General features: G+C 65.2%; 10 protein-coding genes. 1 reads left to right on the top strand and 9 read right to left on the bottom strand.

The annotated features are described in order from the left end of the window. Positions 1-79: 79 nt before the first annotated feature. The 5 genes from C2U47_RS03080 to C2U47_RS03065 form a co-directional block, all read right to left on the bottom strand. Positions 80-2,404: a response regulator gene (locus tag C2U47_RS03080; protein WP_233735861.1), complete on the bottom strand. Its 2,325-nt coding sequence runs from the start codon at positions 2,402-2,404 to the stop codon at positions 80-82. After that, positions 2,404-3,300 carry a transporter substrate-binding domain-containing protein gene (locus C2U47_RS23195; RefSeq protein ID WP_069785444.1) on the bottom strand — a complete coding sequence of 299 codons (897 nt, stop codon included), beginning with the start codon at positions 3,298-3,300 and terminating at the stop codon, positions 2,404-2,406. The genes C2U47_RS03080 and C2U47_RS23195 overlap by 1 nt, the downstream gene beginning before the upstream one ends. A 143-nt stretch (positions 3,301-3,443) precedes the next feature. Beyond that, positions 3,444-4,211, bottom strand: coding sequence for a DODA-type extradiol aromatic ring-opening family dioxygenase (locus C2U47_RS03075; RefSeq protein ID WP_010673544.1), 768 nt, complete (start codon positions 4,209-4,211; stop codon positions 3,444-3,446). A 297-nt stretch (positions 4,212-4,508) separates the two neighbouring features. Continuing rightward, on the bottom strand, positions 4,509-4,979 hold the full coding sequence (locus C2U47_RS03070) for an FKBP-type peptidyl-prolyl cis-trans isomerase (RefSeq protein WP_010673545.1): 471 nt from the start codon (positions 4,977-4,979) through the stop codon (positions 4,509-4,511). 137 nt (positions 4,980-5,116) lie between these two features. Further along, positions 5,117-6,271, bottom strand: a complete 1,155-nt coding sequence (locus C2U47_RS03065) for a Na/Pi symporter (protein WP_010673546.1) — start codon at positions 6,269-6,271, stop codon at positions 5,117-5,119. Between the two features lie 251 nt (positions 6,272-6,522). Between C2U47_RS03065 and C2U47_RS03060 the strand changes: the two genes are divergently transcribed. Continuing rightward, the gene (locus C2U47_RS03060; protein WP_029314009.1) at positions 6,523-6,915 is read left to right on the top strand and encodes a hypothetical protein; all 393 of its coding nucleotides are present in this window, start codon (positions 6,523-6,525) and stop codon (positions 6,913-6,915) included. A gap of 75 nt (positions 6,916-6,990) precedes the next feature. Here the strand turns inward: C2U47_RS03060 and C2U47_RS03055 are convergent, their stop codons facing one another. The 4 genes from C2U47_RS03055 to gabT form a co-directional block, all read right to left on the bottom strand. Beyond that, positions 6,991-8,334 (bottom strand): APC family permease, encoded by a 1,344-nt coding sequence (locus C2U47_RS03055; protein ID WP_010673548.1) that lies wholly within the window; start codon positions 8,332-8,334, stop codon positions 6,991-6,993. 470 nt (positions 8,335-8,804) lie between these two features. After that, the gene (locus C2U47_RS03050; protein WP_041214747.1) at positions 8,805-10,148 is read right to left on the bottom strand and encodes an APC family permease; all 1,344 of its coding nucleotides are present in this window, start codon (positions 10,146-10,148) and stop codon (positions 8,805-8,807) included. After that, complete coding sequence (locus C2U47_RS23045; protein WP_010673549.1) at positions 10,148-10,285, bottom strand: hypothetical protein; 138 nt, start codon at positions 10,283-10,285, stop codon at positions 10,148-10,150. The genes C2U47_RS03050 and C2U47_RS23045 overlap by 1 nt, the downstream gene beginning before the upstream one ends. Positions 10,286-10,518: 233 nt before the next feature. Continuing rightward, positions 10,519-11,808 (bottom strand): 4-aminobutyrate--2-oxoglutarate transaminase, encoded by a 1,290-nt coding sequence (gene gabT / locus C2U47_RS03045; RefSeq protein ID WP_010673550.1) that lies wholly within the window; start codon positions 11,806-11,808, stop codon positions 10,519-10,521. Positions 11,809-12,011 lie beyond the last annotated feature (203 nt).

Below are 12,011 nucleotides of genomic sequence, written 5' to 3'. Positions count from 1 at the left end.
AGCGACCCTTTATGCCGCAAATGCCAACGCATTCTCAGCCGCGCCCGTGCGACATGGCGGGAGGAAGGGCTGGCGGTATTCAGGGCGCAGGCCCCAGGGTGGCCAACGCCGCGCGCAGACGGGCGAGGCCGATGGGCTTGAACAGGCAGTCGTTCATGCCGGCGGCGAGGCAAAGCTCCCGCTCGCGAGGCTGGGCATGGGCGGTGAAGCCCCAGACGGGCAGGTCATGGCCGAGGGCTCGCAGGTTGCGGGTCAGCTCGAAGCCGTCCATCACCGGCATCTGGCAGTCGGTGATGACCAGATCGAAGGGGTGGCTGGCGAGGGCGCGCAGGGCCTCCAGGCCATTGCTGCGCACACTGACGTCGTGTCCCAGGTGCTTGAGCTGCTGGCGCAGCAGGATCTGGTTGGCGTGATTGTCATCGACCACCAGGATATGCAGCCGATGGGGGAGGGGTTGAGCCTGGTGGGGCTGGGGCGCCGGGATTGCCGTGATCGGGGCGGGGGGTTGCTGGGTGAGCGTCAGGGGCAGCCTTATCTCGAGGCGGGTGCCTTCGCCGACCTGGCTGTGAACGGCTATCTCCCCCCCCATCATCTGGCACAGGATGCGGGCGATATTGAGGCCCAGCCCGCTGCCGGGGAACTGGCCCTGGCCGTGGGCGCGATAGAAGGGGGTGAAGAGCCGGGGCAGCTTGTCCGCGGGAATGCCGGCTCCGGTGTCGGTGATGGTGAGGTGCAGCACAGGAGGCTGCTCGCCCCCGGTCAGGGTGGCGGTGATGGCGACCCGGCCCTGCTCGGTGAACTTGATGGCGTTGCCGATGAGATTGAAGAGGATCTGGCGCAGGCGAAGGGGATCGATCAGCACCCTTGGCATGGGGGTGTCGGGCAGCTTGACCTCATAGATCAGTCCCTTCTGCTCGGCCATGCCCGCAAAGACCCGGGTGACGGACGAGAGCAGGGGCGCGAGATCGCAGGGGGTGGGAGTCAGGGTCATCTGGCCCGCTTCTATGGAGGCGATATCCAGGCTGTCCCCCAGCAGATCCAGCAGGCCGTTGGCGGAGTCGGCGGCGATGCGCAGCAGCTCGCCGCTGTGACGGCTGAGAGCGGGATCCTCGGTGGCCAGCTCCAGCATGCCGAGGATGGCGTTCATGGGGGTGCGGATCTCGTGGCTCATGGTGGCGAGGAAGTCGCTCTTGGCGCGGCTGGCGCTGTCGGCCTGCTGTTTGGCCTCGCGCAGCGCCTCTTCCAGCCGTTTGCGGTCCGTGATGTCTATCCAGCCGTCGATCACCCCGCTGATGGCCCCCTCCCCGTCGAAATAGGGCACCATCCAGTGATAGATGTCGCTCTGGGTGCCTCTGTGATGGAAGAGGCGATCCGCAAAGATGGGCTGCCCCTCCTGCAATACCCTGGCAAAGTCCTGCTCCAGCACGGCGATGCTGCCTGCATCGAGCACCCCTGACAGCCCCTGGGCGAAGGGCTGACCCAGGATGGCCTTTGGCTCGGCGCCGAGCTGGGTCAGGTATTTGCTGTTGCACAGCAATACCTTGCCGCTCTTGTCCCGCACGACGATGGGGTGGGGCAGGCTCTCCCCCAGCGCCCGGATGAACCTGACATGGGCCTCCAGTTGCTGGCGGGAAGCCTGCTCGGCGCTGGCCATCCGCTTGAACATGCGGTTGCGATAGAGCAGCACCAGCGCCAGGGTGAGGAGCCCCACGAACACCAGGTAGACGATGTGGGCGTGGCGATCCATGAAGCCGGGCACCGGCAGTTTGCGGTTGCGCCACTCGTAACTCATCATGGCGAGCTCGTTGGGGGGGATGGCGAGGATGGTCTTGTCGAGGATCCCCATCAGCATCCCCTGTCCGGGCAGGCTGGCAAACCCCATCCGGATCGGCTCGTCATCGGCGGGGCCGGCGATGCGCAGGGGGCTCTGGGGATCATTGTCCAGCGCATGGCGGGCAAAATAGAGGGGCACGATGGCGGCATCCACCCGTCCCTGGGCGAGCACCTCCATCGCTTCTGCTGCACTCTCCACCCGGGTGATGCGGCTGCCCTCCAGTCTCTGTGCGAGGGGCACATGGTGCGTCATCGCCACCGTCTTGCCCGCCAGACGCCGGATGGTGTCGATCCCTTGTTCCTCCTGGCGGGTGAGGATCACATAGATGTTGTCGGTGGCGTAGGGCACCGAGGTGCGCAGCCCGTAGTGTTCGGCCACCTGCTGGGAGATGGCGCCGATGAGGTCGATGGCGCCTGACTGCATGGCTTTTGCCAACTGGCGCTCGGAGTCTGCCCGCACGAACTCGAAGGTGAGGCCGGTGCGTGTGCGGATCTTGTCCAGCATGTCCACCGTCATGCCGACCAGCTGGCCGTCATGATCCAGGGCGCCATAGGGGTAGAGGTTGTCCATCAGCCACACCCTGATGGGGGCGCTTGCCGCATCCAGGCCCGCTCGGCGGCATCATAGAGATCGGCGCTTCGCTCGCTCATGTCGCGGATGGGCCCGTTCCACTGGGTGAAGAGGGTATTGCGCGCCCGGTCGTCGATGGCCGCCAGCCCCCGGTTGACCAGGCTGAGCAGGGCGGGCTCGGTGGCCGGGACGGCAAAGCGGAACTCGGCAGGCGCCAGATCGGGCGGGGCCTCGCCCCGCTGGCGAAGGTTGTCGAAGCGCTCGCTGTTGAGGTAGTGGGTGGCGTGGGCATCCCCCAGCAGGATGTCGTCGCGGCCGAAGAAGACCGCATCGAACGCCTCCATGTTGGAGGGATAGGTCACCAGGGTGAGGGTGGGGTAGTAGCGTCCAAAGCGCGCCCTGTCTATCTGATCCCGGACGGCGGCCACCCGCTGTCCCGGTGTGAGCAGTGCCCCCCGATAACGTCTGGGCACGGAGAAGACGAGGGGGCTGCTGAAATAGGGGTTGCTCAGGCGGATCGCCCGGGTGTCACTGTCCGCCAGGGTGAGATTGCCGAGGCTGGCGAGGTGTATCTCCCCCCGTGCCAGAGCACGGAGCAGGTGCGCCTTGTCGGGGAAGGCGCTCAGGGCAACGGGTTTGTCCAGCATCCGGGCCAGCAGGTCGATGTAGTCGGCACTGAGCCCCTCGACGCGCTGGCGAGCGATCATGGTGAAGGGGCGGTAGTCCTCTTGCAGGATGCCGACCCGCAGTTGGGACTGCTGGCGCAGCCATCCGAGCTCCGCCTCCGACCAGCGGGGAGGCAGCGGGGCGGGATCGTAGCGGCTGTGCAGGGTCAGGGCCTGCACAGGTTGAAGGCAGAGCAGACAGAGCAGGATCAGTGTTCGATATAGGTTCATCTAGCCACCCGACGCGACAGCCATCCCTGCCAAGCCTCATCCAATGGCGGCCATTCTACCGGAAAATGGCTATAACGAGTCCGCTATTTCTCCACGCGCGTCGGCGAGAGCACGTCAAGCAGGGCGGCCTGGCCGCCCCGCCCTCAACCGAACTGGTAGGCCCCCATGTAGAGGCTACCGTAATCCCAGCTGTCGTGCAGCTTTCGGGGTCTGTCGGCCCCCGCCGCGCCGAGCGCCACAAACAGGGGGCGCAGGTGATCGTCGTGGGGATGGGATTCCACCGCGCCCGGCGCCCGGGCCCGGTACTCTTCCAGCGCCCCCCTGTCTCCCTCTGCCATGGTCTGCTCCAGCCAGCGAGCAAACTGACTGGCCCACTGGGGAACCGGCGAGCCGTCCGGCCCGAGGGCACGGAGGTTGTGGGTGATGGCGCCGGAGGCGAGGATGCCGATCCCTTGCTCGCGCAGCCCCTGCAATGCCTCCCCCAGTTGCCACAGCTGGGCCGGGGTGAAGCTGGCCGGGATGGCGATCTGCACCAGGGGGAGTTCACTGTCCGGATCCATCAGGGAGAGGGGGGACCAGACCCCGTGATCGAGCTCGCGGCGCACCGGGGTGGCGGGCAGGCCGGCCAGCAGCAGCTGATCGCTCACCGCTTCCTGCAACCATTGCGGGCTCGTCGCGGGCCAGCGGATCTGGTAGAGGGGCTCGGGGAAGCCGTAGAAGTCGTACATCAGGGCCGGGCTGGGCTCGACGTTGATCTGCAGCTCGCTTCGGCTGAACCAGTGGGCCGAGATCACCACCAGCCCTCTGGCACCCTCGAGGCGCAGTTGCTTCAGGAACCGGGTCGCGGGCTGATCGCGCAGGACCAGATCCGGGGCGCCGTGGGAGATGAACCAGACAGGGGCGATAGACATGACAGACTCCATATGCGTTGTGCCGATGCGCGCGGCGCACCGACAACCCGAGGCCAGGGCGACATGCCGCTGACGATGTGGTCATTATCTGCCCCTATTGATGGGTTAACAATCAGGCTTTAAGGATAAGCACTCTTCACTTTTGGTTGATAGTCTGGCGTCAGGGCGAGGGAGACCGGGGCAGAAACGACAACGCCGGCGCAGTGCGCCGGCGTTGTGATCAGGGTCCGTCGGACGTGGCCCCTGACGGGATGCCCGCAGCGCCACCGCCAAGATCAACGCGGGCCCCGGGCGGGTTTATTGAATGCCCAGCAGCTCCACGTCGAAGATGAGGACTGAGCCCGGCGGGATCTTGCCGGCGGCTCTGTCGCCATAGGCCAGGTTGGCGGGGATGTAGAAGCGGGTCTTCTCCCCTTCCACCATCAGTTGCACCCCTTCGGTCCAACCCTTGATCACCTGGTTGAGGCCGAACTCGATGGGTTCGCCACGGGCGACGGAGCTGTCGAACACGGTGCCGTCCAGCAGCTTGCCCTCGTAGTGCACCTTTACCTTGCTGGTGGCGGTGGGGTGAACGGTGCCGGTGCCCGGGGTCAGCACTTCGTACTGCAGGCCGGAGGCGGTGGTGGTCACCAGGGGTTTTTCCTGGTTGCTGGCGAGGAACTCGGCCCCCTTGCGCACGTTCTCTTCCGCCAGCTTCCGGTTGTTGCTGCTGGAGTAGAAGTAGTAGGCGGCGCCGGCGATAAGAAGGGCTATCAGAATGAATTTCATCGGGTTTTCCTGTTCCTTGAAATCAGAGTGCAATGAAGGGGCATCTTATCCCAGCCGGGGAGGGAGGGCGAGGGGGGATGCCGGAGGATGTGACCGGACGGGCAAGGCACCGGGGGCATGATGCCCCCGGTTCGGATTTACTTGACGGCCACCATCATCAGGGCGGGCAGGGCGAAGAAGAGCCCGGCCACGTAACCCAGCGCCAGCAGCTTGTTCTCGCTGCCGACCCGGGCCAGGGTTTCGGCGGCCTTGATGGGCAATTCCCGCAGGAAGGGCACCCCGTAGATGAGCGCCACGGCGAAGACGTTGAACAGCACATGCACGAAGGCGATGGTCAAGGCCAGCTGGGCGCCGGCGCCGCTGATGGCGGTGGCCGCCAGCAGGGCCGTGATGGTGGTGCCGATGTTGGCCCCCAGGGTGAAGGGGTAGAGCTGACGGGTGTTGAACACGCCGCCGCCCGCCAGGGGGATCATCAGGCTGGTGGTGGTGGAGGAGGACTGTACCATGACGGTCACCAGGGTGCCGGAGGCGATGCCGGTGAGCGGACCACGGCCCAGCGCCTTGTGCAGCAGCTCCTTGGCACGGCCCACCATGACCCGTTGCAGCACCTTGCCGAGGGCGGTGACGCAGCCGAGGATGAGCAGAATGCCGATGACGATGGTGGCGATGGCGGGGCCCTTGCCCGGCAGGAAGGCGACGGCACCGTCGATGAGATCCAGGGACGGGGAGATGAGGGGCTTCATGAAATCCATCCCCTTCATCGACATGTCGGCGGAGCCCAGCAGCAGGCTGGCAATCCCTTCCGCACTCTTTTGCAGCAGACCGAACATCAGCTCCAGGGGCAGGAAGATGAAGACCGCCAGCAGGTTGAAGAAGTCGTGCACGGTGGCGGCGGCGAAGGCGCGGCGAAACTCGCCTCTGTCCCGGATGTGCCCCAGGGAGACGATGGTGTTGGTGATGGTGGTGCCGAGGTTGGCCCCCATCACCATGGGGATGGCCATGGCCATGGGCAGGCCCCCTGCCACCAGACCGACGATCACCGAGGTGACGGTGCTGGAGGATTGCACCAGGGCGGTGGCCAGGATGCCGAGCAGCAGCGCGACGAAGGGGTTGTTGGCAAAGGCGAAGATCTGGGCCGCGCCCTCGGCGCCGCCGGAGAAGCCCTTGAAGCCGTGGGAGACGGCGCCAACGGCGACCAGGATCAGGTAGATCAGCGTGATCACCGCGAGCCAGTTGAACAGGGGGCCGGGACGACGGATCTGCTGGGGTGCGGAAGATGCGGTGCTGTGCATATGGCCTCTTGGGGTCGTTCTGCGTTGAAAATGGACGGGCGCATTACAACAAGGCTCCATGACAGAAATATGACAACGTGACACTTTTATGATGCTTTGGTGACAGGGCGGCAGGGGGCGTCGCAGACAAAAGGTGTCGGAGCAAACGCCGATATGACGCCATCCGGCTCATCACCGGCCCCTGCCCTTGCACTGGGATCCCAGGGTTATATGCTGCCGGACTTTCCTGTCTTGAAACTGAGGAAGTGATGATGCGTGCATGGGTTTTGTGCCTCTCCCTGGGTCTGCTGTCTGCCGGTGCGCAGGCCAGCGTGTTCAAGTCCGAGTGCAACCTCGACAAGGCGGTCAGGAACGAGGCGATGAACGCCACCCTGGGGGTCAAGGGCAACTGCGATGCCGACAAGCTGGTGCGCAAGCAGAAGGAGAAGGCCAATGCCGAGGTGAAGAAACACACCACGGACGTGCTGGACAAGAAGACGGCGGGACTGAAAGAGACCAGGCAGCACACCAATGCGGCCCTGAACAAGCAGAGTGCCGGCGTGAAGCAGGCGCAGGACAAGGTCAACCAGACCCGCAAGGATGTCAACGCCGTGACCAGGGATCCGGTCAAGGCGGCCGCCACGGCCGTGCTCAATCAGGGGTGAGGGTCCGCGCACCGGACGTCTGAATGCAAGAAGGGGAGCCATGGGCTCCCCTTCTGTTTGGGCGTGTGTGCCGACTTACTGGCCGTCGGCCGCTTCCTCGTACTGACGGAAGGGGATGCGGAACACGGCGAGGCGCAGGAAGAGGTAGGTGACCCCGATCCCCGCCCAGATGAGGCCAAGCTCCAGGGAGCTCTGCTCCAGGTTGATCCAGAGGGCGCCGATGGTGGCGGCCCCCAGCAGCGGCAGCACCAGGAACAGCAGGTGCTCCTTGAGGCTCTTGTTGCGCTTCTCGCGCACCCAGAACTGGCCGATCACCGAGAGGTTGACGAAGGTGAAGGCCACCAGGGCGCCGAAGTTCACCAGGGCCAGGGCCATGTCCAGATCGAAGGAGACCGCGGAGAGGGCCAGGGCCCCCACCAGCAGCACGTTGATGGCCGGGGTGCGCCAGGTGGGGTGGATATAGCCGAACACCCGCTCCGGGATCATGCGATCGCGCCCCATCACGTAGAGGATGCGCGACACGCCGGCGTGGGCCGCCATGCCGGAGGCGAGTACGGCTGCGGTGGTGCACACCAGCACCACGCTCTGGAACAGGGTGCCACCCACGTAGAGGGCGATCTCCGGCAGCACGGCGTCCGGCTCCTTGAAGCGGGCCAGATCCGGGAAGAAGAGCTGCAGGCTGTAGGAGACGGTGACGAAGATGATGCCGCCGATGAGGGCCGTCAGCACGATGGCGCGGGGGATCACCTTGCCGGCATTCGGGGTCTCTTCGGAGAGGGAGCTCAGGCCGTCGAAGCCCAGGAACGAGAAGCAGAGGATGGTGGCGCCGGTGAACAGCGGCAGCATGCTGGCAGACTCCACATGGAACGGACGGCTGCTCATCAGGGTGCCGGCCCCTTCACCGTGACTCAGGCCCCAGGCGATGAGGCCGAGGAAGGTGACGATGATGGCGATCTGGATTAAGACGATGAAGCCGTTGAGGTTCGCCACCAGCTTGATACCGCGCAGGTTCAGGAAGGTCATCACGGTCACCAGACCGAAGATGAAGATCCAGGGCTCCACGGTGGGGAACATGGCGGTCAGGTAGATCTTGGCCAGCAGGATGTTGATCATCGGCATGAACATGTAGTCCAGCAGGGAAGACCAGCCCACCATGAAGCCCACATAGGGGTGAAACACCTTCTGGGCATAGGTGTAGGCGGAGCCTGCGGACGGGAAGCGGCGCACCAGGTGGCCGTAGCTGAACGCGGTCAGCAGGATGCCGCCGAGCGCCAGCAGGTAGGCGGTGGCCACGCGACCATCCGTGATGTCACCGACGATGGCGAAGGTATCGAATACCGCCATGGGCGTGAGGTAAGCCAGACCCATCACCACGACCTGGAACAGGGTGAGGGTCTTGAGCAGCTTGGCACCGGCCATCACGCTTTCTCCTCTGCACAGGCCCCGTGGGCGAGATGGGACGGGATCAGGGACGCGGGAACGCGTCGCTGGACACAGGGGGCGCCCATCTGTGGCACAGATGCGTGGCGCACGCCGGCGGGGACCGGCAGGAAAGCAGTGAAATGCCCCATGTTTTTCCTCACAACGTCGGGAGATTGCTTGGCAATCTGGGTATCAATTCCGGCACATGGCCGGCCTCTTGGTGAATGGTGGTGTGCCCCAGAAAAGCAAAGAACCGATGTTGTTGAAACATCGGCTCTCAAGGGGCGCCGTATTGTGCCCTCAGGGGGGGGAGGAGACAAGTGAAAAAGGCCGTCAGCGGGGAATTTGTTCCCCCGGTGAGCGATCACTTCGCCACCGCTGCCGGAAAGTCGATGACAACCTTGTCATCAGACGGCGCCCTGCTTTGCCACCATGCGAAACCGGCGCCCTGGGGGCGCCGGTTTTGCTCAGGAGGCGTCCTGCTCGGGGCGGCCGAGGCGGACCCGGAACACGGTGAGGCGCAGCAGCAGGTAGATGGCGCCGAGGGCGGCCCAGATCAGCCCCAGCTCGAAGGAGGCGGGCTCCAGGTTGAGCCAGAGCACCCCGATGCAGGCGGCGCCGCACAGGGGCAGGGCGAGGAACAGCAGGTGATCCTTCAGGGTCTTGTTGTGACCCAGCCTGAGATAGAAGTGGGCAATCACCGCCAGGTTGACGAAGGTGAAGGCCACCAGGGCGCCGAAGTTGATGAGCGCCAGCGCCATCTCCAGATCGAAGGCCACCGCCGAGAGGGCCAGCATGCCCACCAGCAGCACGTTGAGAGCCGGGGTCTGCCAGGTGGGGTGGATGTAGCCGAAGACGCGGCTCGGCAGGGCGCGATCCCGGCCCATCACGTAGAGCAGGCGCGATACCCCGGCGTGGGAGGCGAGCCCCGAGGCGAGCACCGCCACCGTGGTGCAGACCAGCACCACCGCCTGGAACAGCTTGCCGCCCACATAGAGGGCGATCTCCGGCAGCACCGCATCCGGCTGCTGGAAGCGGGAGATGTCCGGGAAGAAGAGCTGCAGGAAGTAGGAGACCGAGATGAAGAGCACGCCGCCGATGAGGGCGGTGAGCACGATGGCCCGGGGGATCACCCGATCCGCGTTCGGGGTCTCCTCCGACAGGGTGGTGATGGCGTCAAACCCGAGGAACGACAGGCAGAGGATGGAGGCGCCGGTCAGCAGGGGATTGATGTGCATCTGCTCGGAGAAGAAGGGGCGGCTGCTCGCCACCGTGCCCAGCCCCTCGCCGTGGCTCACGCCCCAGGCGATGAGGCCGATGAAGACGGCGATGATGCTGAACTGCATGATGACGATCAGGCTGTTGAAGTTCGCCACCAGCTTGATGCCCCGCAGGTTCAGGAAGGTCATGACGGCGGCCAGGGCCAGGATGTAGGTCCAGGGGGCCACGCCGGGGAAGAGGGCCTCCATGTAGATCTTGGCCAGCAGCATGTTGATCATGGGCATGAACATGTAGTCGAGCAGGGAGACCCAGCCCACCATGAAACCCACATAGGGGTGGAACACCTTCTGGGCATAGGTGTAGGCGGAGCCTGCCGAGGGGAACTTGCGCACCAGGTGGCCGTAGCTCATGGCGGTGAACAGCATGCCGATGAGGGCGAGCAGGTAGGCGGTCGGCACATGGCCTTCGGTGATCTCGGTGACGATGCCGAAGGTGTCGAACACCGCCATGGGGGTGAGATAGGCCAGCCCCATGATGACCACGTGCCAGAGTTTCAGGCTTTTTTTCAGACCGGCGGGGTGCGGGTGCATCAGGCGATCCCCCGCAGGCAGGCTGACGGGATCAGGCTGACGGTGAGGTCATCCTGCACGGTGGGGGCGCCAGTCCGGGATGCGGACGGATGGCGCAGACCGGCGCGGGCCGGCAGGAAAGCGATGATATGCCCCATGGAGTTCCTCACTAAGAAGCGGGTGTCGTGAGATGGCGTGCCACCTCGTTATCATTTCCGGTCTGTTCCGGCCTCGTTATGGATTTGTTTGGCGCAAAAAAAGAACCGGGCTCCGATGAGCGGACGGTCCTTGAATACGGCGGCGCATTGTGCATTCGTGATGCCCCCTTGACAAGCATATCAAGGGAGCAAAAACGCATTTTTTTGCACGTTGGCGAACGCGGTCTTCCGGATCAGGCCAGGGAGGCGGACAGGGCCTGCTCCAGCAGGTCGAGCCCCTCGTCGACGATGGCTGCCGGGGCGGTCAGGGGGGCGAGGAAACGGATCACGTTGCCACGCACGCCGCAGGCCAGCAGCACCAGGCCCCGCTTGCCTGCCTCGGCCACCAGCCGCTTGGTGAGATCCGGGTCCGGTCTGGCGGCATCCCCCTCCTTCACCAGCTCCATGGCCACCATGGCGCCGGGGCCGCGGATGTTGCCGATGCAGTCAAACCGTGTCGCCAGCTGGTGCAGGCGTGCCTTGATCTGCTCCCCCTGGGCCAGGGCCTTCTGGTTCAGGCGCTCCTCCTCAATCACCTCCAGCACCGCCAGGGCGGCGGCGCAGGCGATGGGGGAGCCCGCATAGGTGCCCCCCAGGCCACCGGGCTTGGCGGCGTTCATCACCTCGCTCTTGCCCACCACGGCAGAGAGCGGGAAGCCGCCGGCCAGGCTCTTGGCCAGCGTCATGATGTCGGGTTCGACACCGCTGTATTCGGTGGCGAAGGTCTTGCCGGTGCGACAGAAACCGGTCTGGATCTCGTCGCAGATGAGCAGGATGCCGTGCTGGTCGCACACCTGGCGCAGGCGCTGCATGAAGCTGGCGGAGGCGGGGTAGAAGCCCCCTTCCCCCTGCACCGGCTCGATGATGATGGCGGCCACCCGGGTGGGTTCGATGTCGGCGCTGAAGCAGAGATCCAGCGCGGCCAGGGCATCGTCTTCACTCACTCCCAGGTAATCGGCGGGGAAGGGGAGGTGATAGACCTCCCCCGGGAAGGGGCCGAAGCCGGTCTTGTAGGGCACCACCTTGCCGGTGAGGGCCATGCCCATCATGGTGCGGCCGTGGAAGCCCCCCTTGAAGGCGATGGTACCGCTGCGACCGGTGTGGGCGCGGGCGATCTTGATGGCGTTCTCCACCGCCTCGGCGCCGGTGGAGAGGAAGAGGGTGCGCTTGGGGGTGGGGCCGGGCACCAGGGCATTCAACTTCTCCGCCAGCTCGATATAGCCGGGGTAGGGGGTGACCTGGAAGCAGGTGTGGCTGAACTTCTCGAGCTGCTCGCGCACCGCCGCCACCACCTTGGGGTGGTTGTGGCCGGTGTTGAGCACGGCGATGCCGGAGGCAAAGTCGATGTAGCGGTTGCCTTCCACGTCCCACAGCTCGGCGTTGTGCGCCCGGTCGATGAAGACCGGCAGCAGGGTGCCGACCCCCTGGACCACGGCCGCTTCGCGGCGGGCCTGCCACTGCTGGTTGTTGCTTGAATGACTCATCTTTCCTCCCTGAGGGGCATGGGCCCCGCTATTCCTGTGCCATCTGGCCATATGTGTGCCGCCAACTGCCCTCGGGCAGGACGGCCTGTTCGTAAAAGGGGGCCCCGGGTGTGCCCTCAGGGCCCACAAGGCGCTCGGTCGTGACCGGCGACCCCCTCTTTCTATCTGTAAAAACGATGGGCTGTGTCATAACGCATCTGTTT

Source organism: Aeromonas sp. ASNIH7, assembly GCF_002903485.1.
GTDB classification, from domain to species: Bacteria; Pseudomonadota; Gammaproteobacteria; order Enterobacterales; family Aeromonadaceae; genus Aeromonas; species Aeromonas caviae.
Note: the sequence above shows the minus strand (reverse complement) of the source record. Positions and strands in the feature narration are given on the sequence as shown.

Excerpts from the sequence above, each read along its gene's own strand:
- C2U47_RS03080 (WP_233735861.1), bottom strand. The coding sequence starts at position 2,404 with ATGGACAACCTCTACCCCTATGGCGCCCTGGATCATGACGGCCAGCTG.
- C2U47_RS23195 (WP_069785444.1), bottom strand. The coding sequence starts at position 3,300 with ATGAACCTATATCGAACACTGATCCTGCTCTGTCTGCTCTGCCTTCAA.
- C2U47_RS03075 (WP_010673544.1), bottom strand. The coding sequence starts at position 4,211 with ATGTCTATCGCCCCTGTCTGGTTCATCTCCCACGGCGCCCCGGATCTG.
- C2U47_RS03070 (WP_010673545.1), bottom strand. The coding sequence starts at position 4,979 with ATGAAATTCATTCTGATAGCCCTTCTTATCGCCGGCGCCGCCTACTAC.
- C2U47_RS03065 (WP_010673546.1), bottom strand. The coding sequence starts at position 6,271 with ATGCACAGCACCGCATCTTCCGCACCCCAGCAGATCCGTCGTCCCGGC.
- C2U47_RS03060 (WP_029314009.1), top strand. The coding sequence starts at position 6,523 with ATGCGTGCATGGGTTTTGTGCCTCTCCCTGGGTCTGCTGTCTGCCGGT.
- C2U47_RS03055 (WP_010673548.1), bottom strand. The coding sequence starts at position 8,334 with ATGGCCGGTGCCAAGCTGCTCAAGACCCTCACCCTGTTCCAGGTCGTG.
- C2U47_RS03050 (WP_041214747.1), bottom strand. The coding sequence starts at position 10,148 with ATGCACCCGCACCCCGCCGGTCTGAAAAAAAGCCTGAAACTCTGGCAC.
- C2U47_RS23045 (WP_010673549.1), bottom strand. The coding sequence starts at position 10,285 with ATGGGGCATATCATCGCTTTCCTGCCGGCCCGCGCCGGTCTGCGCCAT.
- gabT (WP_010673550.1), bottom strand. The coding sequence starts at position 11,808 with ATGAGTCATTCAAGCAACAACCAGCAGTGGCAGGCCCGCCGCGAAGCG.